General features: G+C 59.3%; 24 protein-coding genes and 1 pseudogene. 9 read left to right on the top strand and 16 right to left on the bottom strand.

The genetic code is table 11. The annotated features are described in order from the left end of the window. Positions 1-74 precede the first annotated feature (74 nt). From ACSQ2Z_RS18280 to ACSQ2Z_RS18245, 8 genes are all read right to left on the bottom strand, one after another. Entirely contained in the window at positions 75-980 is a 906-nt protein-coding gene (locus tag ACSQ2Z_RS18280) for a UTP--glucose-1-phosphate uridylyltransferase (RefSeq protein WP_436082505.1), read from the bottom strand. A gap of 4 nt (positions 981-984) precedes the next feature. Then, positions 985-2001, bottom strand: a complete 1017-nt coding sequence (locus tag ACSQ2Z_RS18275) for a glycosyltransferase family 2 protein (protein WP_436082504.1) — start codon at positions 1999-2001, stop codon at positions 985-987. Continuing rightward, on the bottom strand, positions 2001-2948 hold the full coding sequence (locus tag ACSQ2Z_RS18270; RefSeq protein ID WP_436082503.1) for a glycosyltransferase: 948 nt from the start codon (positions 2946-2948) through the stop codon (positions 2001-2003). The genes ACSQ2Z_RS18275 and ACSQ2Z_RS18270 overlap by 1 nt, the downstream gene beginning before the upstream one ends. Continuing rightward, positions 2945-3943: a glycosyltransferase family 2 protein gene (locus ACSQ2Z_RS18265; RefSeq protein WP_436082502.1), complete on the bottom strand. Its 999-nt coding sequence runs from the start codon at positions 3941-3943 to the stop codon at positions 2945-2947. The genes ACSQ2Z_RS18270 and ACSQ2Z_RS18265 overlap by 4 nt, the downstream gene beginning before the upstream one ends. Then, the gene (locus tag ACSQ2Z_RS18260; protein ID WP_436082501.1) at positions 3940-5139 is read right to left on the bottom strand and encodes a glycosyl transferase family 1; all 1200 of its coding nucleotides are present in this window, start codon (positions 5137-5139) and stop codon (positions 3940-3942) included. The genes ACSQ2Z_RS18265 and ACSQ2Z_RS18260 overlap by 4 nt, the downstream gene beginning before the upstream one ends. 89 nt (positions 5140-5228) lie before the next feature. Further along, a complete protein-coding gene (locus ACSQ2Z_RS18255) occupies positions 5229-6011 on the bottom strand; it encodes a family 16 glycosylhydrolase (protein WP_436082500.1) in 783 nt (260 codons plus the stop codon). Next, positions 6008-7120 (bottom strand): acyltransferase family protein, encoded by a 1113-nt coding sequence (locus ACSQ2Z_RS18250; protein ID WP_436082499.1) that lies wholly within the window; start codon positions 7118-7120, stop codon positions 6008-6010. The genes ACSQ2Z_RS18255 and ACSQ2Z_RS18250 overlap by 4 nt, the downstream gene beginning before the upstream one ends. 440 nt (positions 7121-7560) lie before the next feature. Further along, the gene (locus tag ACSQ2Z_RS18245) at positions 7561-9045 is read right to left on the bottom strand and encodes a lipopolysaccharide biosynthesis protein (RefSeq protein ID WP_436082498.1); all 1485 of its coding nucleotides are present in this window, start codon (positions 9043-9045) and stop codon (positions 7561-7563) included. 116 nt (positions 9046-9161) lie between these two features. Here ACSQ2Z_RS18245 and ACSQ2Z_RS18240 point away from each other — a divergent pair, with 116 nt between their 5' ends. Next, complete coding sequence (locus ACSQ2Z_RS18240; RefSeq protein ID WP_436082497.1) at positions 9162-10121, top strand: glycosyltransferase family 2 protein; 960 nt, start codon at positions 9162-9164, stop codon at positions 10119-10121. Between the two features lie 105 nt (positions 10122-10226). Continuing rightward, entirely contained in the window at positions 10227-11177 is a 951-nt protein-coding gene (locus tag ACSQ2Z_RS18235; RefSeq protein WP_436082496.1) for a polysaccharide pyruvyl transferase family protein, read from the top strand. A 39-nt stretch (positions 11178-11216) separates the two neighbouring features. Here ACSQ2Z_RS18235 and ACSQ2Z_RS18230 read toward each other — a convergent pair whose 3' ends face one another. After that, positions 11217-12230 (bottom strand): glycosyltransferase family 2 protein, encoded by a 1014-nt coding sequence (locus ACSQ2Z_RS18230; RefSeq protein ID WP_436082495.1) that lies wholly within the window; start codon positions 12228-12230, stop codon positions 11217-11219. 150 nt (positions 12231-12380) lie between these two features. Then, positions 12381-12875, bottom strand: a complete 495-nt coding sequence (locus tag ACSQ2Z_RS18225; RefSeq protein WP_436082494.1) for an exopolysaccharide production repressor protein — start codon at positions 12873-12875, stop codon at positions 12381-12383. Positions 12876-13502: 627 nt separating this feature from the next. On the opposite strand from ACSQ2Z_RS18225, the gene ACSQ2Z_RS18220 reads away from it, so the two are divergent. From ACSQ2Z_RS18220 to ACSQ2Z_RS18200, 5 genes are all read left to right on the top strand, one after another. Continuing rightward, entirely contained in the window at positions 13503-14183 is a 681-nt protein-coding gene (locus ACSQ2Z_RS18220; RefSeq protein ID WP_436082493.1) for a sugar transferase, read from the top strand. 78 nt (positions 14184-14261) lie between these two features. Continuing rightward, positions 14262-15536 (top strand): polysaccharide biosynthesis/export family protein, encoded by a 1275-nt coding sequence (locus ACSQ2Z_RS18215; RefSeq protein ID WP_436082492.1) that lies wholly within the window; start codon positions 14262-14264, stop codon positions 15534-15536. Positions 15537-15600: 64 nt separating this feature from the next. Then, the gene (locus ACSQ2Z_RS18210; protein ID WP_436082491.1) at positions 15601-15900 is read left to right on the top strand and encodes a hypothetical protein; all 300 of its coding nucleotides are present in this window, start codon (positions 15601-15603) and stop codon (positions 15898-15900) included. Positions 15901-16134: 234 nt separating this feature from the next. Then, positions 16135-17757 (top strand): ABC-F family ATP-binding cassette domain-containing protein, encoded by a 1623-nt coding sequence (locus ACSQ2Z_RS18205; protein ID WP_436082490.1) that lies wholly within the window; start codon positions 16135-16137, stop codon positions 17755-17757. Between the two features lie 102 nt (positions 17758-17859). Beyond that, on the top strand, positions 17860-18327 hold the full coding sequence (locus ACSQ2Z_RS18200) for an SRPBCC family protein (RefSeq protein WP_436082489.1): 468 nt from the start codon (positions 17860-17862) through the stop codon (positions 18325-18327). Between the two features lie 35 nt (positions 18328-18362). Here ACSQ2Z_RS18200 and pepT read toward each other — a convergent pair whose 3' ends face one another. The 5 genes from pepT to ACSQ2Z_RS18175 form a co-directional block, all read right to left on the bottom strand. Further along, the gene (gene pepT, locus ACSQ2Z_RS18195) at positions 18363-19595 is read right to left on the bottom strand and encodes a peptidase T (RefSeq protein WP_436082488.1); all 1233 of its coding nucleotides are present in this window, start codon (positions 19593-19595) and stop codon (positions 18363-18365) included. A gap of 172 nt (positions 19596-19767) precedes the next feature. Continuing rightward, complete coding sequence (locus tag ACSQ2Z_RS18190; RefSeq protein WP_436083119.1) at positions 19768-20751, bottom strand: zinc-dependent alcohol dehydrogenase family protein; 984 nt, start codon at positions 20749-20751, stop codon at positions 19768-19770. Positions 20752-20885: 134 nt separating this feature from the next. After that, positions 20886-21209, bottom strand: a complete 324-nt coding sequence (locus tag ACSQ2Z_RS18185) for a TraR/DksA family transcriptional regulator (RefSeq protein ID WP_436082487.1) — start codon at positions 21207-21209, stop codon at positions 20886-20888. A gap of 176 nt (positions 21210-21385) precedes the next feature. Then, on the bottom strand, positions 21386-21703 hold the full coding sequence (locus tag ACSQ2Z_RS18180) for a chaperone modulator CbpM (protein ID WP_436082486.1): 318 nt from the start codon (positions 21701-21703) through the stop codon (positions 21386-21388). Beyond that, positions 21700-22620, bottom strand: a complete 921-nt coding sequence (locus ACSQ2Z_RS18175; protein WP_436082485.1) for a DnaJ C-terminal domain-containing protein — start codon at positions 22618-22620, stop codon at positions 21700-21702. Before ACSQ2Z_RS18175 ends, ACSQ2Z_RS18180 begins: the two co-directional genes overlap by 4 nt. A 496-nt stretch (positions 22621-23116) precedes the next feature. Between ACSQ2Z_RS18175 and ACSQ2Z_RS18170 the strand changes: the two genes are divergently transcribed. Together ACSQ2Z_RS18170 and ACSQ2Z_RS18165 are read left to right on the top strand one after the other, a co-directional pair. Then, the gene (locus tag ACSQ2Z_RS18170; RefSeq protein ID WP_436082484.1) at positions 23117-23656 is read left to right on the top strand and encodes a flavin reductase family protein; all 540 of its coding nucleotides are present in this window, start codon (positions 23117-23119) and stop codon (positions 23654-23656) included. A gap of 149 nt (positions 23657-23805) precedes the next feature. Further along, positions 23806-24045 (top strand): hypothetical protein, encoded by a 240-nt coding sequence (locus tag ACSQ2Z_RS18165; protein ID WP_436082483.1) that lies wholly within the window; start codon positions 23806-23808, stop codon positions 24043-24045. Between the two features lie 23 nt (positions 24046-24068). Here the strand turns inward: ACSQ2Z_RS18165 and ACSQ2Z_RS18160 are convergent. Further along, positions 24069-24245, bottom strand: a pseudogene (locus tag ACSQ2Z_RS18160) (RrF2 family transcriptional regulator); the annotation flags it as partial. Positions 24246-24407: the final 162 nt, after the last annotated feature.

The following is a 24407-nucleotide window of genomic DNA, read 5'->3' as shown; positions in this document are numbered from 1 at the left end:
ATCTCACCCCCAAATCACGTCAGGGGTGAGACCAGATTTTTCCCCGGTGCTAAGTCACCGGAAAATCGTCTTTTTTATGCTGCCTGAATTGCCTGTTCGTGCGACAGCACCATCTCGCGAACGGATTCGAACACGAGATTGCCGATATCCGCGCGCGCCAGCGCAAAGGCGACGTTGGCCTCGATGAAGCCCTGCTTGGAGCCGCAATCGAAGGTCCGGCCTTCGTAAGGATGGGCGTGGAACGGCTGGGTGACCGAAAGGCGCAGCATGCCGTCGGTTAGCTGGATCTCATTGCCGGCGCCGCGCTGCTGGTGCGCGAGGATCGAGAAGATCTCGGGCTGAAGGATGTAACGGCCATTCAGGTAATAGGTCGACGGCGCTTCGGACACAGGCGGCTTCTCGACCATCTGCGTGACTTCGAAGCCATGCCGTGTTTTGGCTCCCATGCCGACGATACCGTATTTCGAGGTTTCCTCCGGCGCGCATTCCTCGACGGCGACGACGTTGCCGCCGACGTCGTTGTAAAGGTCCATCAGGCCGGCCATGCAGCCACGGGCGCCATAGGAGATCATATCGGGCAAAAGCAGCGCGAACGGCTCGTCGCCGATCAGGTCGCGGGCACACCAGACGGCATGGCCAAGGCCAAGCGGCGCCTGCTGACGCGTGAAGCTGACGGAGCCGGCAGCCGGCAGCATGCGCGCGAGCTCGGAAATCTGGGCATCCTTGCCCGATCGCGTCAGCGACGAAATCAGCTCGGGCACGTCGTCAAAGTGATCTTCAATCGCCTGCTTGTTGCGGCCCGTCACGAAAACGATGTGCTCGATGCCTGCCTGCATTGCTTCTTCGACGGCGTATTGCACGACGGGCCGGTCGACGATGGTCAGCATTTCCTTCGGCATTGCCTTGGTTGCAGGCAGAAACCGCGTGCCGTTTCCGGCCACGGGGATAACGGCTTTGCGAACGGATTTGACAGGAGCCATAGAACTATCCTTTGCTTTTGTGCGGGCTGTTGCCCGGGGTGGTTCTACTCATCGTCTTCGGCGAACTGCCGAAACGGCGAAGTGCAGTGAACGGCGCCATCAGGCGCCGCAATCTGACGGCAATCGGCATGCGCAGATGCCGAATGGCCGCCGGATTTCCCCACGCGGTTCTCACCGCGCCGGAGAGGGACCGGGCCTTGATCTGATTGACAAGGATGATGAACGACCGTGCGTCTTCGATGCTGCGGTGACGCCGGATCTGGGCGGCCATCGATGCCTCGTCCAGCCGATGGGTTTTCAAGAACGCGGCGTCGGCGGCCAGCATGGCATCCACCTGATGCAGTTTCAGCACCCGGGAGATGGAGCCGGTTCTGATGTAATAGGTATAGCCGGCGCTCGGCTCGACGGCGCAGCGGCCGCCCTTGGCAAGGGCCGAGGCCAGAAGCAGATAGTCCTCGCCGATCGGCAAGGTCTCGTCGAAGCGAAGCCCGTGCTCTTCCAGGAAACGGCGCTCGAAGATCGGTTTCATGTAGCCGTAATTGTGCTCGGACTGAAACAGCACGTTCGATCCGATGAAGGCCGGAAGCGTCAGCGTCTCCAGTTTGGAAAGCTCCGCCTCCTCAAACATCCTCTTCGTTTCCCCATCGAGTGTAATGACGTCGAGATTGTCGACGACGATCTGGGCGCCGGCACGCTTCGCCCGGGCAATCATCCGCGCCGTGCGGCCGGGGGAAATCGCGTCGTCGGAATCGAGGATGACGATCCAGTCTCCGCGTGCGGCCGCAAGGCCCGCATTGCGCGCGCCGCCGGGACCGCGGTTCTTCTCGAGCCGGATCAGCCGGACACGCGGATCGGTATAAGCATTGACGATCTCGGCCGTGTCGTCGGGCGAACAATCATCGATGACGATGACTTCGACACTGATGCCGGTCTGCGCCAGCGCGCTGTCGATGGCGCGCTCGATGGTATCGCTCGATTTGAACGCAGCCAGGATGAATGTCGCTTGCGGATGATGTTCCATCAGGACGAGCTGACCTCCGCCGCACCGTACTGCTCGATTTCCCGCATGCCGAGGAGCCCTGTAACGACGCCGGCATGCATCGAGCAACGCAAGATATATTGATTCCGGCGAACCGGAGAGAAGAGGAAGACGGCGCTGGCAAGCGCGCAATAACCGCTCTTGGCCGCTGCAAGCGCCAATTGGCGCATCTTGCCCGCCAAGCCGGATCCCGCCTCGATCAGGCGGCCATGCGTCTGGCCGAAGCGGAATTTCCGCTTGGCGAGCCATGAAAAGGCTGCGCGCTTGGCAGGAACAGGTTCCTGAACCCAAGCCGCCGGCGCATAGGCGATCGTGCCGCCCATCCGGTGCATATGCGTGAAGAACTCGGTATCCTCTCCACCGCTGCGGCCGAGCGCCAGGCTGAAGCGCCGTCCGGCGAGCGAGGGCGCTGCGAGACGCAGAAGGGCGTTACAGGTGTAACCGGTGATGATCCGGTCGCCAATCCAGACCGGAAACGTCGAATGAAAATCGCCCCGGCGCATCCAGTGCGGCGCGTCCTGGTCGTAGACGGCCTTGACCGGACCGAGCACCACATCCGCCGCGGTCGCCTCTACCGTTTCAATCAACCTGACGAGCCAGTCTTCGCTGGCCGTCTCGTCGTCGTCGATGAAGGCAAGGAAATCCCCAGTGGCATTATCGAGGCAAGCATTGCGGGCGATCGAGATATTCGAGGATGGGCAATGCACATAGACGATCTGGTGCGGCACCAAGGCGCGCAAGGCGTTCACCCGTTCTTCGGCGCTGGGGACATCGTCATTATCGGCCACGATGATGCGGATTTCCGCGTCGTTGGGAACGGCGATCGCGCCCAGCGATCGCAGCGTCTGTTCAAGCTCCGTTCGCCGATAGGTGCACACACCGACGTCGATGCGGAGAAGGGGCTCTTTCCGGTCCATCTGCATTGTCATGAGGCGACCCGTCGATTGCGGACGTCGAGAAGCTCGCGCCAGAACCCGGCCGACCAGGCGAAATGCATCACCATGGCGGAGACGGCAGCGAGCGGCCCATAGGGATTCCTCTGCCCCAGCGCCATCCAGGCGCCGTAGCCAAGGCATGCGACGGCCCAAAGAACGAAGGGAATGGCCGCGGCCCAATTAATCACGGCAAGCAGGGCACCGACTGCGACCGGCACCACAGCAAGCGGCAGCATCTGACGGATGCTCGGCATGGCGCGATGCTTCAGAAAATTCTTTGCGCGCCCGCGGCCGTAGCCGAAATACTGGCGAAACAGCGTTCCGGCCGTGCTGCGCGGATAATAGATCATGCTCGTCTTGTCGGTCATCCAGATTCGATATCCAGCCTTGTGCAGGCGGTAGTCGAATTCCGCGTCCTCATTATGGCTGAACATTTCGTCATAGCCGCCGACGGCCTGAAAGGCGGAAATCCGCATCAGCGCGTGATGGCCGTGATCCGCCCAATGGCCGGCCGCACCCGTGCGGTGCTTCGAACCACCATTGCCAAGCTTGGAGTTCTGCGCGAAGGCCGTGGCTTTCTGGAACGTGCTGATGCCGACGGTCTTCATGGCGACCACCACAGAATCGGCACCGGTCGCGATCGCGTCTTCCATCAGGCGCTGGCAATAATCCACCGGATATTCGCCATGCGCGTCGATGCGGATCATGTAGTCGTAGTTCGCACCCAGCGTCGCGACCGCGAGGTTGACAGCCGCGCTTTGGATTTTCTTCGGGTTGTCGAGCAGCTTGACCTTCGGATTGACGCCGGCGATCCGCTGGACAATATCGCGCGTGCCGTCGGTGCTCCCGCCGTCGACCACGACGAGATCGGCGTCGAGGTCCTGCAAGGCGCCTCTGAGCCTGGCGATCAGGGGTTCGATGTATTTCGCCTCGTTGAGGCAGGGAATGACGATAAGGCTACGGCCATGTTTCAGATCATCGGCTTTCATAGCAGTCCACCCTTATTGCTTTGCGTTTGGGAAGGCTCTTGCATCAATGCGTGTTGTGCGTCGTTCGCGCGCAGGGCCGTAAGCCGGTTGACGAGCCGCTGGCAGTCGGCCCTGTCGAAGACCCAGCTCTCCGAGCCGGTGGCGGCAACACGGTCGAATTCTGTGAGGTACCGCGCGGGCGCCATGTCGCCCAGGAGGCTGGCGAGCACGGCGCTTTCGGCACGATCCAGCAACAGGCCGATATGTTTTGCCGAGAGGAAGCGGGCCGTCTCCGTGCCTTTCATGGCGATCGGGACCGCCCCATACCGGCATCCCTCATAGAGGCGGTTCGGCAACAGCCAGCTGGAGTTCAGCCCTTCCTCGAAGAAGTCGATGCCCCAGGAGAAATGGACCTCATGGTAGATGGCAGCGAGGTCCTCGGGGTTTTTATATGGTCCGTGAAATGTCATGAAGGGTTCGCTTTTCACGAAGCCATCGAAATCGTCGAATTCGGAATAGGCCGGCCGGCCACGCAATACGATTTCGAACTTTCCGTCCATGGCGCGCGAGAATTCTGCGAGAAGTCTCAGGGATTTCCGGCAGCGCAGGGCGCCGAACCAGCCGATCTTCCAGGGTGCGCCGGGCTTGGGCGGCCGCGGCAAAGCTGGTTTTGCTGCCGTTCCATCGCCAAGGTCGATAACCTTGTTTTCCAGAAGCAGTGTCGGGGCTTTCAGTTGCGAGATCGGCCGGAAATAATTCTCGATGAAGGCAGGCGAGCTGGTGACCAGCAGGCTGACATTGCGCCCGAGATATTGTTCGGCAGCACGCAAGGCCCGGCCCGCGAAGTCCTTGCGCAGCAGGAGACGGTGAATGTCCAGGCATTCGTAGACAATCGGGATGTCGCCGCCGAAGATCGCATTCGCCCTGTTGGCAAGGGCGAGCATCTCGAGATTGCGGGCAATGATGATGCCGGGCCTGGTGACCCCGCGAAGCTTGCCGCCAAGGACCATCGCAGCCTTGCCCACCGCGGCGATCCGCTGGGCAAACTTTCCGTCCCTGGTGATGCCAAGCTCGATGACGCCATTTGCGGGAGGAGCGTCCCCACCGCGCCGGAACCCCGCCACTGTCACCTTGGCGCCACCTGCTTCAAGCGTCAGGGTCCTGCGCCTGATGGCCGGGTCCGCCACATCATGTGCCAGGTACAATACGTCCAGCATGAAAATTTCCTGTTTTCCGCTCAGCCCTAACCGAGCCTAGTTCAGCTTTTTGTGCGTCGCAACATTCATATTGCGAGTGCGAACAAGACTTAATCAAGCTTGCAGGTGATGGATTCCGGAAACTGGCACTTGTCACCGGGCGCGGTGTAGGCGAAGCGGTCGATCTGCATCTTTGCCGGCCCCTGGTAGTCGAACTTGCCCATCCAGTCGCTCAAGGTGTCGGTTCCCCAGAGACTGAAGAAGATTTTCTGGTCGTTGACGGGGATCTTCGCCGGGTCGGTAATCTCCTGCACCAGCGTCCCATTGACGTAATACCGGAGGCGGTCCTTTTCCCAGACAAAGGCGTAATCGTTGAACGCCGCATTCGCGCCGCCCTCGACATCGACCAGTCTCTCGTTGCCGCCCTTGGCCGAAATATACTGGTTGACCTGAACCTTGCCGGAATCCTTGCCGAGGACCTCGAAGTCGATCTCGTCATGCGGCTTCTTGTCGGTCGGTCCGATATAAGTGAAGAAGGCGGAGTTCAGGCCGGAGCCTTCAGCGGTCCTGATGCGCGCCTCATAGGTGCCATAGCCGAAGCGCTTCAGGGTCTGGATCTCGCCGCAGACATAGTCTCGCTTGCCGGCCTTGCGCTGTTCGAAGGTCAGTTCGAGCACGCCATTTTGAACCGTGACCTGTTTCTTCGACCAGGTGCAGTTCTGGTGGGCACCATTGTCCCAGCCGTCCGAAACGTACCAGATCTTTCGATCGATCTTGTCGAAATTCTCGACAAAGGATGTCCCTGTGTTCGCCCCTTGTGCAAGGGCGGCCGCAGGAAGGCTGGCGGAAAGAGCGGCAAGAATGGTCAGTGTTTTCGAGATCGGTTTTGTCATCGTGTCGCTTTTTCCTCTGCGGAATAGGTTTCGGGCCACCCCTTCTGGTTCACTCCGCTTTGCGTCGCGCGCTTCGGCGCGGAACCGGGCCGGCCCGCCCGGCTGCCGGTCAGGACAGCGTGCAGCCGTGGCGTCATGCGCTTGGCCGCATTGTGCGAGGCGATGAGAATGAGAAGGGCAAGAAGCGGTGTTGAGAAATAGAAGAGCGGGTAGAGCTCCGGCTCCGCCGCCTTGTTCCAGAACATCCAGAAGCCGACCAGCAGCGGGTAGTGGGCGCAGAAGATCCAGAAGCTGAGACCTTCCGTCTGGGAAAGCCGCATGCCAAGGCGTGAGCGCACCAGGATCGCCGAAATTGCCCAGGAACCGAAAATGCCGCCGATCGCCGTCAGGTTGCGCAGGATGTCGATCACGGCGGGGAAATCCGGGCCGGTCCAATAGAGTGCGGTCGCCAGCAATACGGCAGCCGTCAGAAACAGCGCAGAAATTTTCTCCGCATGCGGGTCCAGCATGCGGACATCGATCTTGTGGAGGCTCGCATAGATGCCGCAGCTGAAGCCGAACAGGATCGATTTCTTCAGAAAAAGGCCGTTGGGGATCGGCAAGACGGCATAGATGAAGAAAATCGCCAGCGTCGCCAGCGGGTATCGCTTGATCAGCCGCCCGAGAACCGGCGCAAGCAGGATGCAGAGAAGCAGGTCGCGCAGGAAATAGAGCGGAATGTTGATCGGCGGCGCTTCGCTTGCAAAGGCAAGGGTCGCCAACTCGCGCGGCGCCGCATTGATCGCATCCGGAAGATAGCCGAAGCCTACGCCCTGTCCCTGTGCAATATAGACGAATGCCAGGAAAGCGAGATTCCAGATCAGGAACGGTAAGAGAACCGTCCGCGCCTTGGAGCGGATCGTCTTGCCATAGTCGAAGGCATCAAGCCCGCGGCGGAACAGGAGATAACCGGAAATCGCGCTCAGGCACGGAACGCCGACGCGGAAAAGACTATCCCCCAGGAAAACACGGATCCAATCGATGAAGCCATTGGCACCGAGATATGGGCTGGTCTGCGGATCATAGGGAACGTGGACAAAGACGATCCCCGAGATGAGCAAGATGCGCATCAGATTGATCCGCGATGATATGTTCGCGTCGATAACCAAGACGACATCCCCTGTTTGGGCCACTCCCCCCAAAGCGGCCGTTTCAACCAGAGCAGACTTGAACCTGCGTCGTGGAAGATAGGGCAGTGCGGGTCAAAAAATATGGCACCGCAGCAGAAAAATGACCTGTCATGCTGCAATGCACGCAGCTTGGAGGGGAAAAAATACCCGCCAGGGGAGCAATCTTTGCCCCGATGTTTCCGAAAAATGATCGAGTCACAGCGGTTTGAAGAATATGCGAATATTCCGATAAGAGCCGCTCGGCACATATTTTTGCCGGAAAAATTTTATTCAAAAATACACGAATATGCACGTTAAGGTTTATGAGCCCGCTCTGCTCGGTGCGGATGTGTCCCGAATTAAGGCGCTCCCACAACCTTGAAGAGACGAATTATCAGAGTTCACGCTCCGGTATTTTCCGCTTCGGTTCTGCGACGCCTGTTCTTGACGAGTTCGTAGATCTTTTTAAGCAGCGACCGTTCCGTAAGGGCCACCAACGCGGTGTAGACAAGCCCGCCGATCACCGCACCGGCAACGATCTGCAGCACCGGATTGGGCAAGAGAGAGCCGAACGTATCGAGGAGGTAGCGTATGAGGAGCGCCATCACCAGCGCCATCAGCATGGGGCGGCTGCTGACATAGAGGCCCTTGACGAAAGGTGTCCCGTCCGCGCGAAAGACCGCCCAGGAATAGGCGACCAGCGTTACGGCATTGACGATGCAAAGCCAGATCATCGCGTCGATCAGCTTACCGGTGCTCGCACCATAGGCGACCGCCGCGCAGGTAGCGATCGCGCGAACGACGGCGGACCAGAACAGCGAGCGGCCGTGCCCGACGCCCTTCAGATAGGGTATGAAGGTGCTGCAAGGCGTCAGAATGCCTTTCGAAAGCGCAAGCAGCCCCAGCACCGGCCAGGCATAGGCCCATTGCTGGCCGAAGAGAACGCGCATCGAAGGTTCGGCGAGGGCCCAGAGACCGAACATCATCGGAGCGAGCAGGACGGTCGTCACCTGGGTGCTGAACATCAGCGCCTGCGACCGGCGCTGCTTGTCATCCATCATGCCGCTGAAGGCCGGGAAAAGGACGCCCATGACGGCCGAAAGAACGACCTGGTTCGGGATGCTGGCAAACCGGTTGGCGGCCGAATAGGCGCCCGCGTCGGCAAGGCCGAGGTAACGCGAAATGATCACCATCGGCGACTGGAAGGTGATGAAGTTGGCGATTTCCGAGCCCATCATGCCAAGGCTGAAACGGCTCAATCCGACGACCCGGCCGGGGTGGAAAACGAAGCGCGGCCTATAGTGCGAGACGGCATAAAGGCCGCAAACGCGCACCAGTGCCGACACGAAAAGCTGCGCGATCAATGCCCATACGCCCCAGCCGAGAAGCGCCATCACGACGGCGACGACGGCACCAAGCGATTCGGAGATCATGCTCCAGACGGCATCCTTGCTGAAGTTCATCCGCCGGGCAAGGAGCGAATAGGCAACGTCGCCGCCAAGTTGAAGGGGGATGAGAAAACTCATGATTCTCAAGAGGTAAGCGGCTTCGGGAGCGCCAAGCAGGGCCGCAAAGAAATCCGCGTAGACATAGAGCCCAAGCGCCATGAGGCAGGAAATCGCCAGGTTTGCCCAGAAGACGGAATGAACCGTTTCCATGTCCTCTTCTCGCTGAATGACGAGCGCCGAGGTCAGTCCCGCACCGCCGATCATGGCGAGAAACTGGACGACGGTGAGCGCCACGGCAACGGCACCGAACTCTTGCGGCGTGAGGATACGGGCAAGAATCGGCACGGTGACAAACTTAAGCCCGAATGTGCTTGTCTTGGATAAAATGCTCCAACCGACATTGCTCGTGACGGATTTGACGTTCACTCTAGGGGGCATGGCGTAAATCCTGTGTGTCGATGGGAGGATCAAGGCAGAGGAGTGGCGCTGAGGCGGGGCGCAGCCTGAGGGAGGAAACCAGCAACATCTTCTAGACAAACCGCAAGGACGAAAAGATGGCGAAATTTACGGTTATCATTCCTTACTACCAGAAACAGGCTGGAATTCTGCGACGGGCGCTGGAGTCCGTTTTCGCGCAGAGTTACCAGAATTTCGATATCATCATCGTCGATGATCAGTCTCCCTTCCCGGTGGAAGTCGATCTCGACAGCCTGCCGGAGGAGCAACGCGCGCGCATCAAGGTGATCAAACAGCCGAACGCCGGGCCGGGCGGAGCGCGCAACACGGGTCTTAACAATGTTGCGGCGCAAACGGATTTCGTCGCCTTTCTCGATTCCGACGACGTTTGGATCAAGGATCATCTCACGAACGCCCACGACGCGATGACGCGCTTCGGATCGGATTGCTACTGGGCCTCGATCACCGGCGGAGACGCCTTTTACTATCATTTCGGCGTGGCCGAGCTGCAGAAATCCGAGACGGTCATCCGACTTTCCGAGAGCCCGCTGGTTCTTGAAGTTCCCGAATTCCCCAAGGTCATGCTCCGGGATTGGAGCTTCCTGCATCTGTCCTGCATGGTTATAGGGCGAAAACTGTTCGAGGCCCTTCGCTTTGAAGCGGAGCTTCGCCTGGCAGCGGAAGACGTGCTGTTCTTTTGCGACTGCGCGATCACCGCCGAGCGGGTCGTCCTTTGCAGTGACCCTGGCGCGGTACGGGGCGAGGGCGTCAATATCTTCCACAGTATCGATAGCGATTCTCCGCAGTTTCTCTCGCAGCAATTCAACACCTGGGTTGCACTCGATACGTTGGAGGGGCGATTTGCGCGCAAGACAGCGGAAGCCGCTTCCATCCACTCCTACAAGCATACCGCAAGGAAACAGGCCCTCTGGAGTCAGGCGCGTCGGGTCAAGCGGCGGAAGATGCCGCAGTTCGATCTCCTCGCACGCTGGGTCTGGCGCGATCCGAGACTTTTGCAAAGTGCGCTTCAGCTTGCCGTCGGCAAATTATCACGTTAGCCTTCGCAGGTGCAGCATTTTTTTGCCGCGCACACTGACATGCGCGACCTGCCTGAGGCATGTCGTGTCCTTTCAAGTCCCTTGGCGATGCACACAGGAGATGTCATGGACCCTTATTACTGGGAATCGCAGCACGGAAACTTCGGCGACGACCTCAATCTGTGGCTATGGGACTTTTTGATCCCGGGCTTTCGTGAAGTCCACGCGGAAACCCTTCTCGTCGGCGTCGGTACGGTCCTCAATCGCGCGCTTCTGCCGGAGGGCCGGCACAAGCTGGTGCTGGGAAGCGGCTTCGGCTACGGCACGCTGCCGGATATGAGCGATAGACGCGAATGGGACATCCGTTGCGTGCGCGGTCCCCTGACGGCGCAGAAGGTGGGCATCGATCCAAGACTCGGCATCATCGACCCGGCCGTCATGGTTGCCGAAATGCCCGAATTCAAAAATCTGCCGAAGAAACACAAGAAGAGCTTCGTTCCCCACTGGGAATCGGCAGCTGCCGGCATATGGCCAGTCATTTGCGGAACCGTCGGCCTGCATTACATCGATCCGCGTGGCGACGCCAAGGAGGTCATTCGCGAGATCGCCCAATCGGAGCTGATCATCGCTGAATCGATGCATGGCGCCATTCTCTCCGACGCGTTTCGCGTGCCATGGGTAGCGGTTACGACGTCCAACAGCATCAACAGCTTCAAATGGAACGACTGGGCTGAGACCGTCGGCGTTACCTATCGTCCGCGTCATGTCCCCGTATCGACCCGTGCCGAAGCGATCGCCAAGGGCGCGCGCTTCTGGGGCATCGGCTTCCACGCCCGGCAACCCGCGCTGGAAGACCCGAACAAGCGGCAGATCGACGACAGTGCGATGGTCGCGGTGCGCGACCCCACGCAGACCTCGCTGCGTGTTGCCGCAAAGCAGCTGCTCGCCGCACCATCGGCGCTGTCGCTGTGGCAGGCGGCGCGCGCCACCCCGCAGCTGAGCGCCGATCATGTTCTGGCGGAGCGCAAGGAGCGCTTTCTGGACGTTATCGACAGCGTGCGCCGCGCCTATTTATAAGCCGCGGCCTCGACGATCGAGCCGCCATCGATGCCAGCTTCAGGCTGCAGTTGATGGCGGCTGCAGGAGGTAGCGCAAAGCGCCCGATCCGCCAAGCGCCACCGGCGCCTCTTCAGGCTGCCGGCGAAAACGTTCGGTCTTGTCGGCAAGGATGCCACCGGCAATCGCCGGGATCGCGGCTGGCTTGCCGAGCGCGTAGAGCAGGGCGGCCTTCGGGCCGGATTGCCGCTTGATATCGAGGAATTCCCGAAGCTCGTATCGTCCGCGAATATGGCGCTCGTGCCGGCCGATCAGCGCTCTTGCCTGGTCGGAAAGGCCGGCCTGCGACAGGATTGCCCTGTCCGCCTCGTAGAGCCGCTTCAAATCGACTGTGCGGTGGCTGCCGCTCAGCGAATTGCCGCGAACGACCGCGCCATAGCCGCAGCTGTGAATGATCTTGTAGCGTGCGCCCTTCGTCAACGCACGGGCGTAGAGGTCGTAGTCCTCGCCCAGCCGCAGGCTTTCCTGATAGCGAAGCTTGTGCGCATCCAGAAAATCACGCCGCATCAGCGGTTTAAGAAATCCGATCTCGCCGCGTCGCACACCACGTTTTGAGATATTGCCCTCGATGAATTCGCTGAGATCAAGCGTACGCGGCGCGGCCGGGAAGGCTTCAAGCGCCAGATGCGCGCTCGATGCCCGTTCCTCGTCGACAAAGGCTATGTTGTCGGCAATGAAATCCCAGTCCGTCTGCGACAGAAGGTTTTTCAGTCGGCCGGCAAAGAAAAAATCATCGGCGTCGAGGATCGCAAGCACTGGCGCCTTCGAGAGCGAGATGGCGTGATTGCGGGCGGCAGCCGGTCCCTTGTTGATGTCGAAGCTTGCGACGGTCAGCCGGCCCGTACCATCGTCCAGTTGCCGGGAAACGTCCGCAGTGCCGTCGCTCGAGCCGTCGTCGACGACGATCACCTGCGCGGTTTCAGGTTCCGCCAGCGCTGACTGGATCGCGCGGCCGATCGTCCCGGCCGCATTTTTCGCGGCGATGATGACGCAGACATCGGCATTCGGTTTCATGATCGTCTTCCTCTATCGCTGTCATGCCGAAACTAGGCCGGCTTTGAACAGGCGACAAGGCACGATGTTGCAGTTGCGAAGCTTTGGCTGTCTTCGGTGCCTCGAGGAGATGCAGAGAACGAGAAAAATCAGGGCGTTCTGTCGTCGCGTTCAGGAGTTGAAGTGGCGCGGATTGTGTGGAACGTGAAGGGTTTTCGGCTCTTTGTCGTCAGCGGTCGATGCCGAAGCAGCAGACTGGCCCTGTGCGACTGTCCGGCGATCCCTGCCTTCTTTTGTTACCAGCGCCAGGACGGCGATGAAGTATCCTGCCTGCAACAGAACGGCGCAGGCCAGTGTCTGCCAGGCAGTTGTCCATGCCGAGCCAGTCAGAATGTAGGTACCTATGGCAAAAACGCCCAAGGCTCCCACCATGCTGACAAAAACACGTGGTGCAAACATCAGGATACCCTCAAAGCTACATCTTGATTTGCGAGCATCATGGAAAAAGCCACCTTCTCCTCTTAGGCAATTATTAACATATCGAACGTGGCCCGCAGATTCAACCGCCGCCAGAACACTATGTTCATCCTGGTCAGGACCATTTACCGCATCAAATCTTAGCCCGCATTTAAATTCATCTGTAGATTGCGCGACAATGGGAAACATTTTTGGTGCCGTCAGACAGGAAGACATATCCGCCGACCACCTGACATCGACGTGCGGCTACCACTGACCGCAAATCAGTGCACGGAGCAGGATTTCGCCACATTTCCGCCGGGCTCTCTTCCGGAGATACAATCAAGGGTAAAAGTATGCAATTTAGGTACGTGTCAGGTTGCATAAAAATAGCTTAATTGGTCAACTTTTGTTACAAAATTAGCTATTTTTAATAAAACCATGTGCAGTGCAAAATAATGGTGCACCGCAAAAAACAAGCGAAAAAACGCGAACAAATTAAGTGTAATATTGAAAATTTTAAGAGTGGTGAACTATAAATGCGGGCGCCTGAAACGCTTAAAATAAGAATAAATCCTCGGTATTGCTCCAGATAAATTTTGTCTAAATTTGGAATTCCCGGATAATGCTTTATCTGGCGATGTGTACGTGTCGATTTGACGAAGTAATAACCGATATTTTCATTTTTAAGTTAAGCGTAGACCCATGGTGGAGCGAAATGCGGCATGAAATCTGCCTTTAAAAATCAAAATCTGCCTCTACACTCCCTCGTGTAATTGATGCCATGCGCCCCAAGGGGACCCGACCAATCGCCAAACGCAAATGGAGTTACCTCCCATGAAGTCTGCGACTCGATCGGCAAGTTCGCCGTATTTTACGACCATCGAAGCCGGGGCACACCGGCCGATAGGGGGAATATCAAAGAGGGGGTTCGACATCGCTGCAGCGTCTCTGGCGCTCGTCGTCTTTAGTCCGATTTTTCTGCTTCTCATGGCTCTGGTGAAGTTTTCGGATGGCGGGAGTGTCTTTTATGGACACCGCCGCGTCGGTCACAATGGCCGCTTCTTCAAGTGCCTGAAGTTCCGCACCATGGCGCCGGACGCAGACAGGATTCTGCAGGACCACCTGCGCAAAAACCCCAAAGCCTATGAGGAATGGCAGGCGACCCGCAAACTGCAGGACGACCCGCGCGTCACGGTTGTCGGCAGCGTGCTGCGCAAATTGAGTCTTGATGAGCTGCCGCAACTCCTCAACATCATCCGCGGTGACATGAGCGTCGTCGGCCCGCGTCCCGTCGTGGAAGACGAGCTTGAACTTTATGAAAACTCGGCCGTCTACTATCTGAAGTCACGCCCCGGTCTGACCGGACTGTGGCAAGTCAGCGGTCGCAACGATGTTTCCTATGCTGCACGGATCGCCTTCGATACGCACTACGTCACAAACTGGTCGCTGATCAACGATGTCGTCATCGTTGCAAAGACAATTCCGGCCGTCTGCTTGTCCCGAGGCAGCTACTGACCTCAGCCTTCTGTCTCGTAATACGCCGCTTCCGTCTTCACGCCGGGATCGGCTTTGTTAATTAAGTGAGGGATTTTTATGAAAAGAAGTCTAAGTCTTGGACTTCCTGCCCTTGGCAAGCGAGCCGCAGGTGCGGCGCGCCTTTCCATATTGGCGCTCGCAATCAGCGCTTCGGGTCTCCAGCTGGCTTTTGCCGACGATTACACGCTCGGCGCCATGGACAAGTTGAGAATCCGCGTTGCGGAGTGGCAGACTGCCGAAGGAACCGTCAGGGATTGGTCTGCCATCAGTGGCGACTATACGGTCGGCGCTTCGGGCGGCATTTCCCTGCCGTTTCTGGGGACCCTGCCTGCCTCGGGGAAAACGACGACCGAGATCGCCGATGAAGTCGGGCTGCAGCTTCAAAAACTGTTCGGCTTGCCGGATCGTCCCTCCGCCTCGGTCGAACTTGCCCAATACCGCCCAATCTATCTGGCCGGCGACGTCCAGACGCCTGGAGAATATCCGTTCGCGCCGGAGATGACTGTGCTGAAGGCGGTGAGCCTTGGCGGCGGACTGCGGCGGGCCGAAAGCGGTCAGCGTTTCGCGCGCGATTTCATCACGGCTCAGGGCGAATCCTCCGTGCGGATCGCCGAGAGAAACAGGCTTCTCGTCCGGCGCGCGCGGCTTCAGGCGGAGATCGCCGAAAAGACCGACATTGCCGTTCCCCCGGAACTAAAAAATGCCGCCGATGCCGCAAGTCTCGTCGAGAGCGAAAAGGCCCTGATGGTCTCGCGCGACAAACGCCTGAAGCTTCAACTGACGCAGTTGGCGGAGCTGAAATCCCTGCTGCAGAACGAAATCGAGTCCCTCGGCAAGAAGTCCGTCACCCAGAACCGGCAACTGGAACTGGTCATGGAAGACAAGGACAAGGTCGATACGCTGGCGGAAAAGGGGCTTGCGCTCAGTGCGCGCAAGCTCACCGTCGAACAAAGGGCCGCGGAACTGCAGGCGGCCCTGCTTGACATCGACACGGCCTCGTTGAAAGCCAAGCAGGACGTCAGCAAGGCAAGTCAGGACGAAACCAATCTCCGAAATGATTGGGATGCGCAACTTGCCCAGGAACTGCAGAATACCGAAGCGGAACTGGATACGCTGGACCTGAAGCTCACCACCAGTCGCGATCTCATGACCGAAGCACTCCTGCAATCGGCCGACGCGGCCCAGACGCCGCAAGCCGGGGCGGCTGCGAGCATCACCTATTCCATCGTCCGGCAAAAGGATGGAAAGTCGACGAAGATACCGGCAGACGAAGGGACGCTGGTCTTGCCGGGCGACGTCGTCAAGGTCGAGCCCGTGGCTGTAACCCAGTGACGAGGCCCGACTGGTGCCGATCGTGCAACAGTGAAGCTGGAGAATACTGGCAGAAGGGCTTCCCATGACCAAGGCACCAGCCCGAAATCACGGGCCAAGTCTGAACGTCGATGGCGACGCAACCGATGCGGAGATAAATCGGAAACTGACGGAGCATTTGAGAGCGAATGCAATCAAGGTCACGCCAGATGTGGATATGGTGACAACTGCGCAACAGCCTGCAGTCTTTGGCCGGAGATCTGCCCTGATCCCAGTGAGGGCTTTTGCCATGGCAATCGCCCAGATCTTCGGCCTGGTGGTGCTCATTATCCTTATGATCTTCGCCTCGATCCATGCCCACCTCTATGAAAAAGAGGCGCGGTAAGGGGTCGATTTTGACAACGCCCTTCCGGTTTCGGCCGCGTTAACGCCTCCTGGCTGCGGGATGGCGCCGGTCGCCGCCATCCTTGTGGGCGCGAGGAATACACTGCTTTTCTGAAAGGCCGGGCTTGCCGGTTTCAGGTCCGCAGCGACACGGCCATTTACGCTGCGGAAAATTTGCGATACGCCCCGCGGCACATCTCCAAGGGCATCGCAACGTTTTGGACCTCGCGCGCATATGATCCGCATCGACAATATCAGCAAGCAGAACAGCCACCGGCTGCTCTTCATCGAGGCCTCCGCGGCGCTCAACAGGGGTGAGAAGATCGGCCTCGTCGGCCCCAATGGGGCCGGCAAGACAACGCTCTTCCGGATGATCACTGGCGAGGAGCAGCCCGACGAGGGCCAGGTGTCCGTCGATAAGGGCATGACCATCGGCTATTTCAACCAGGATGTTGGCGAGATGGCGGGGCACAGCGCCGTCTCCGAAGTGATGAACGGTGCCGGCCCGGTAAGCGACGTTGCCGCGGAATTGCACGAACTCGAGGCCGCCATGTCGGACCCCGCCCGCGCCGGCGAGATGGACGCGATCATCGAGCGCTACGGCGAGGTGCAGGCGCGCTACGAGGAACTGGACGGCTATGCCCTGGAAGGCCGCGCACGCGAGGTTCTGGCGGGCCTGAGTTTCAGCCAGGAGATGATGGACGGCGATGTCGGCAAACTGTCGGGCGGCTGGAAGATGCGCGTGGCGCTGGCCCGCATTCTGCTGATGCGGCCGGATGCCATGCTTCTCGACGAGCCGAGCAACCACCTGGATCTCGAAAGCCTGATCTGGCTGGAGGAGTTCCTGAGAGGCTACGAGGGTGCGCTTCTGATGACCTCGCACGACCGCGAGTTCATGAACCGCATCGTCACCAAGATCATCGAGATCGATGGCGGATCGCTGACGACCTATTCGGGCGACTATGCCTTCTATGAGCAGCAGCGGGCGCAGAACGAGAAGCACCAGCAGGCCCAGTTCGAGCGCCAGCAGGCGATGCTCGCCAAGGAAATCAAGTTCATCGAACGCTTCAAGGCGCGTGCCTCGCATGCCGCCCAGGTACAGAGCCGCGTAAAGAAGCTGGACAAGATCGAACGGGTGGAGCCGCCCAGGCGCCGCCAGGCGGTGGCGTTCGAGTTTCAGCCGGCGCCGCGTTCGGGCGAGGACGTGATCAACTTGAAGAACGTGCACAAGAGCTATGGCAGCCGCAGCATCTATGAGGGGCTGGACTTCATGGTGCGCCGCCGTGAGCGCTGGTGCATCATGGGCATCAACGGCGCCGGCAAATCCACGCTTCTGAAGCTGGTGGCAGGCTCGGCCGAGCCGGATCAGGGCAGAGTCGCCCTGGGCGCCAGCGTCAAGATGGGCTATTTCGCGCAGCACGCGATGGATATCCTGGACGGCGAGCGCACGGTGTTCCAGTCGCTGGAAGACGCGTTCCCGAAGGCGGGGCAGGGGCCATTGCGGGCGCTGGCGGGCTGTTTCGGCTTTTCCGGTGACGATGTAGAGAAGAAGTGCCGGGTGCTGTCGGGCGGCGAGAAGGCGCGGCTGGTGATGGCGATCATGCTGTTCGACCCGCCGAACCTCCTGGTGCTGGACGAGCCGACCAACCACCTCGATCTCGACACCAAGGAGATGCTGATCAAGGCGCTGTCCGAATACGAGGGCACCATGCTGTTCGTTTCCCACGACCGGCATTTCCTCGCGGCGCTCTCCAACCGGGTGCTGGAACTGACGCCCGATGGCATCCACCAATATGGCGGAGGCTACACGGAATATGTGGCCCGCACCGGCCAGGAGGCGCCGGGCCTGCGCGGTTGAGCGGCTGGCACTCAGCCGCTGTTTTCAAGTGGTGTTCATGTATAATGTCGTAAGCGCCTCTGGCGCTTGCCGCGTCTTAAAATGCCCGGGGCTGGATGCACGATGTCATCGACCGAGTTTCATCTTGTTACGGAATGGATCGTCGATTCATCGGTTGAAGATGTCTGGCGGGTGCTCAATACGCCTGAGGCCTGGCCTGACTGGTGGCCGTCCGTAAAGCAGGTCGATCTTTTGCGCGAAGGCGACGAGGCGGGCGTCGGTTCCGTCCATCGGATGCGATGGTCCACCGCGCTGCCCTACGAGCTCACGTTCGAGATGCAGACGATCAGGGTGGAGCCGTTTGTCACTATCGAGGGCCGGGCCTCCGGCGAGCTTGAGGGCATCGGCCGGTGGACGTTGCGACCCGAAGGCCCCAAATGTCATGTGCGCTACGATTGGATCGTCAAGGTGACAAAGCCCTGGATGGTCGAATTTTCATTCATTCTGAAGCCGATCTTCCGCTGGAATCATAACGTGGTCATGGAGCGCGGCAGGCGCGGTCTCGTGCGTCACCTTGCCCGAACGAGCTGAAGTCTTGTTGTCAATCGGCCGACGGTCACTGTTGGCTAAGCGCGTTCTTCCCAGATTTTCGCCAGTTCGACGAGCGTCTTGACGGCGTTTTCCATGTCCTGTCGGCTGACCCATTCGAGCGGCGAGTGAAACGCGTGGCCGCCGGCGAAGATATTGGGGCAGGGCAGGCCCATGAAGGATAGGCGCGAACCGTCGGTGCCGCCGCGGATACTGCCGCGCACGGGCTCCATGCCGGCGCGGCGGATTGCCTCGATGGCGTTTTCGATGAGTTGCGGATGACGGTCCAGGATGGCCTTCATGTTACGATATTGCTGTTTGACCTCGAAGGTGTAGGACGAGCCCGGATACTCCGCCATCACGCCCCTGACGAGCGCCTCCAGCATGGCTTCCTTTGCGGCAAGGCCCTCATCGTCAAAATCGCGGACAATGAAATTCAGGACTGCCTTTTCCATCGAGCCGGTCACACCGGTCGGGTGAACGAAACCCTCCCGGCCGGCGGTCGTCTCGGCCGCTATGTTCTTCGGCAGCCGGGCGAGAATTGCGCCGGCGATCTTGGCCGCATTCTCCATCTTGCCCTTGGCGAAGCCGGGGTGGATCGCGACGCCCTGGATGGTGATCTCGACGCCATCGGCCGAGAAGGTCTCATCTTCGATATGCCCGGCTGTTTCCCCGTCGACCGTATAGGCGAACGCGGCGCCCAGCTTTCCGAGATCGACCTTGTCGACGCCGCGGCCTATTTCCTCGTCCGGCGTGAAGAGGATTTTGATCGTGCCATGCCGGATGTCCGGATTGTCGACCAGGACCTGCGCGGCCGTCATGATCTCGGCAAGGCCGGCCTTGTCGTCGGCGCCGAGCAGGGTGGTGCCATCAGTCGTGATGATATCGTTGCCGACCTGGTCGCGCAGCGCCGGATTATCGCTGACGCGAATGATCTGCTGCGGATCGCCTGAAAGCTGGATGTCGCCACCTTTGTAGTCCTGGACAATTTGCGGCTTGACGTTTGTTCCCGTAAAATCGGGAGCGGTATCCATGTGCGAGCAAAAGCAGATCACCGGTACAGGCTTGTCGACATTGGACGGAATGGTCGCATAGACGTAGCCATGCTCGTCCATATGCGCGTCGGTCAGGCCGATTGCCTGCAATTCCGCAACCAGCACGCGGCCGAGGTTCTTCTGCTTCCCGGTCGAGGGTTGCGCGGATGACTTGGGATCCGATTGCGTATCGATGACGACATAGCGAAGGAAACGATCGACAACGGTGTCCGTCATGGGCTCAGGTCCATTTTTATAGCTCGTGACAAACGGCTATAGCCTTCGCCGGCCGCGCCGTGAATGGAATTTTCGATTTGTCGAGGAAATCGCCAAGCGCGGGGCCACAAGTTCCCCAACACGTGTGCCCGCAAGCGGCCGTTCGGAAATCGAAACAGCAGGCGGTTCTTCGTCAGGGGACGAGAACGGCCGCGCCGCTGATCCTGCCTGCCCGAAGGTCGGAAAGAGCGGTATTGGCGTTTTCGAGTGGATAGACAGTTGTGTGCGTGCGTACTCCGGCTTGCTTGGCCACCGCAAAAAACTCCCGTGCATCCTGACGCGTCAGGTTCGCCACGGAAACGAGTTCCCGCTCGCCCCAAAGCACGGCGTAAGGCATGGCGGGGATGTCGCTCATGTGGATGCCTGCGCAGACCACGCGCCCGCCTTTGCGCACCGCCTTGAGCGCTAGCGGCACGAGGCTGCCGACCGGCGCAAAGATGATTGCGGCATCGAGTGGGTCCGGCGCCGGCTCATCCGAACCACCGGCCCAGGTGACACCAAGCTCGAGGGCGAAGCGCTTGGCCGCCGCGTCATCGGGACGGGTAAATGCATAGACGTTCCGCCCCTGCCAGATGCAGACCTGAGCGATGATGTGTGCCGCCGCGCCGAAACCGTAAATCCCGACCTTTCGACCGTCACCGGCCCGCTTCAGTGAGCGCCAGCCGATCAGGCCGGCGCAGAGCAGGGGCGCTACCGATACGGCATCGGCTTCGAGGTCGAGATCGAACGCATAGTCCGCGTCCGCAATGGCGTGCGTGGCGAAGCCGCCATCGCGGGTGTAGCCGGTGAACAAAGGATCATCACAGAGATTTTCCGCATCCGATCGGCAATAGGAACATGTCCCGCAGGTATGGCCGAGCCAGGGCACGCCGACGCGGCGGCCGATTCTCATCGCGTCAACATCGCCACCGACCGCCTCGACGATGCCGACGATCTCGTGGCCCGGTATCAGCGGCAGTTTGGGTTGAGGCAGATCGCCATCAATCACGTGAAGGTCCGTGCGGCAAACGGCGCAGGCTTCGATCCTTATTCGGATCTCACCGGCATGCGGCAACGGCCGCGGCCGCTCGACCGCCAGCAGCGGCCCGCCAATTGCTTCAAGGACCATCGCTCGCATTGGCATGGGCCTTTCGTTGATTTCGGCAGAAGGCCTGCCCGGAAGGGGCGATGGCCTTCTATCTGATAGTGCCTTGTACGCCGTTCTTTCGTTTCAAGCGAGATTTCTGGAGGTTCCGGCGGTCTCGATTTCGATCAGGCGGCGTTACGCGAGCATTCCACGCAATAAGGCGTGAAAGGCAGAGCTTCGAGCCGCTGCTCACCAATTTCCGCTCCGCAAAGGACGCATCGGCCATAGGCGCCACTGTTTATACGATCAAGCGCGGATAAAATCGCCTTCAATTCGTCGTGGCCGGTCCGTTTCATGGTCATGAGAACTTCGTCGTTCTCGGTTTCGATCGCCCGGTCGGCACTGTCGGCGTCCAGTTTTTTTCCCAGGTCGCTTTCAATCGCCGCCAGCCGCCGCTCAATGCCGCCACGCCGATCTTCGAGACCCCTTTTGATCTCTGCAATATTCATTTTTCTTCTCACTCGGTCGACTGAACCTGCGATACCTTCCGCATGCGATGGCTGCGACCGTCCAATTGCTATTCTAGCATATGTATCGCCGGGAATTGCCTATTGACCTGGATCAAAAACGCGCACCTCGTTTTTAATTGGCAACGCACTCTTCCGTCTGTCATGGCCCCGCTTGGTCAGGTGTCGCGATCAACAGAGCAGAGAATCTTGAGCTGCGTTTCTTCGTCCTGCTGGCCGAGTGCAGCGAGCAGGTCTCGCATGGTGCGCCGCAGGCTGTGAAGCTGATCCACGAGCTCCATGACAAGATCCACGCCTGCCTCGTTGACACCCATGTCGCGGGTCATCTCGACGATCAGCCGGCCGCGTGCGAAATCCGCATCGCGAAATTGCGGCTCGGAGCCCGTCGTCTCGGGAACAAGCCACCCCTGCTTGATCCATACTGCAAGCACTGGCGCGTCGATCTTCAGCTTCAGGCAAAATTCAAGCTCGTTCATGGTGCCGTCCCCATGCTCTTTCTCGGATCCTGTCTGCTTGCCTCGGACCACTCTTTTATGAAGGCGGTGAGGCGCGGATCGGGCGTGTCGGGCAACACGATCTTCAGGGTTACAAAGAGATCGCCACGGCCGCCGCCCCGCTTCGGCGCGCCTTTATCCTTCAGACGCAAGACCTTCCCGCTGTTGGAATACGGGGGGACCGTCAGCGTCACCGGACCGGTTGGGGTCGGCGCGCGGATCTTGGCGCCCAGGACCGCTTCGTTCAGCGTAATCGGCAGTTCCAGGCGAATGTCGTCGCCGTCGCGCTGGAAGAAGCGGTGCGGCCGCACATGAACCTCTATGAGCGCATCGCCGGGAGGCCCGCCGCCAACTCCCGGCTCTCCCTTGCCGCCAAGACGCAACGTCTGTCCATCACGTGTCCCTGCCGGGATTTGAACCTCAAGGGCGGTACCGTCCGGCAGCATCACGTGGTTTTTGGCGCCGTTTACGGCATCGAGAAAATCGACCGCCATGGAAAAATAACGATCTTGCCCTTTCGAACGGAATTGCCCACCGCTCGTGCGACGAGAAAAGAAGGCGGAAAAGGGATCTTCGGTTTCGCCAAAATCGGCAAAGCTGGCGCTGTTATGATAAGGATCGCTGGGACCACTCGCCGACGCATAATCACGGTAATAGTGGCGCGGGGCCTGCTCGGCACCTGATATATCGATCTCGCCGCGATCAAATCGAGCACGTTTCTCCTCGTCGCTCAAAAGCTCATAGGCCGTGGAGATTTCCTTGAAACGCTCCTCCGCAGGTCTGTCGCCCGGATTGAGGTCTGGGTGATGTTTCTTCGCAAGCTTGCGGAATGCGCTTTGGATATCCTTTTGTGTGGCGTCCCGCTTCACGCCCAAAATGTCATAAGGGTCGTGTCTCATTCAACCTCTCCATGGAATAGCGTTATCGGGGCATCAACCGAATATAGGCTTTGCCCGCGTTGCACGCCAATCCGAACTCGAGCCTGCGAGACGACGTGCGTTGGCCGAGAGGGCCGCATTGTGCGTCTCAGCCCTCGCCGCCAACGTTTCAAGCATTGGGATTATGTCGTAATTTATTGAAATTTAACAATGAAAGCCGGCTGGGAACCTGGATTTTTTCAAAGGCTTAGAAAAATGACCTTTGAATTCCCTATGTTTTTCCATCGCGAGCGCGCCGCCGATGACCGCGACCCTGCAGCCGATTCCGCATTGGGCAGCCGTCGTTCGCGGCGAGGATATCCTGATTTTCAACATGGCAGCCTTCCTTCCGTTTCTCGGGGGTCGGTTTAGGCATATTTTCTATAAAATATATGGAGAATAAAAATGCTTGTCTACAGGTTCCGTTCCACGGTTGTTATCCCTTGCTCAGGTCATCAAGAGGAATGGAGAGGAAGGCATGGGCAGTTTCATCGCTTCAGAGTTCGCGGAGCCTCAGATCCGCCCGGTGTTTGATAGGCCGGCAGACGCGAGCAATCTGAAAAAGGCCTTGAGAACATTGGGTGGTGGCGTCAGCGTCATCACCGCTGGCGAGGGGGAATTGAGGTCTGGGGCGACCGTCACCTCTGCCACGGCCTTGTCCGTCGATCCCCCGCGCATGCTCGTTTCCCTCAACAGGTCCTCGTCTACCTGGCCGGTGGTGGACCGATTCCGTCACTTTGCCGTCAATGTGATCGGATCTCAGCACGAAGCCCTGGCGGGCCGCTTCGCGGGCTTGGGCGGACTGAAGGGAAGCGAACGCTATCGAGGCGCCGAGTGGACACGGCTTGCCAGCGGGGCGCCGGTCCTGGAGGATGCGGTGGCGGCGTTGGACTGCGAGGTGGAGGAAGCGATCGAAAGGCACAGCCATGTCATCGTTATCGGCAAAGTTCTCGCCATCCGCCTTGGCCGGGGAAGCTCCCTGCTATATCAGAACGGGCGGTACCACGCGGTCGATTGACGATGCCACATGCTCCCGCGCCGAGGTCATCAATGATGACGTAGATCGCTGACCGATAGGGTCCCGTGCCGGCCGCGTTGTCTACCGAAAGCCAGGTCCCCGCCACGATCGAGGCAGTCGTCCAATCCGTACCCCCAGATGTACAAAGCATGATCGGTGTTCTGGCGAAGTCGGGCCTGTTGGCAATTTCCATTCCCGCGGAGTTTCGTGGAGCCGACATTTCCAATGCGGTGGTCGCGGACACGGCAGCTGACTATCGTCTTGGCATCCCCAGACGGCCGATCGTCTGGTCGAACATCTCATTGCTCAACACGGGCACGACGGAGCAGCGCCGGGCAATCTATAGCCGGGTCATGCTGGGAGATCTGGTCATCCGATGTCGCGGCTGACACGTTCAGGACTTTCTTTTACGGCCTTTCTTCGAACGTAAGAACCCGCTGTTGCGCAGCTCGAGCAGAATTGTGTCCAGGAACTTCTTCGGGATGTTATTGCGCCTCGCGATGTCGGTCGCGAACGCGGTCTGCCCCGGCTCCAACCCTGCCAGGTCGACCAGAGCTCTCAGCCCGTATTTACCTTTGTTGGTGAGCATTGAGGAAATCCGGGGGAGGCCATCGCGATTGAATTGATGCCAAATTACAGAGTTTTTCTGAATTAACCGTTCAAGCTCGATTTCCGCTAAGCGTTGTCCCTCATCCGGCGCTGAGACACATGCAGTATGCCGTGTTCGGCTTCATGCCGTCGATCAGAAATC

It is taken from the genome of Pararhizobium sp. LjRoot235 (genome assembly GCF_964254145.1).
In the GTDB taxonomy this organism is placed as follows: Bacteria; Pseudomonadota; Alphaproteobacteria; order Rhizobiales; family Rhizobiaceae; genus Pararhizobium.
This window is presented reverse-complemented; position numbering and strand designations above follow the sequence as displayed.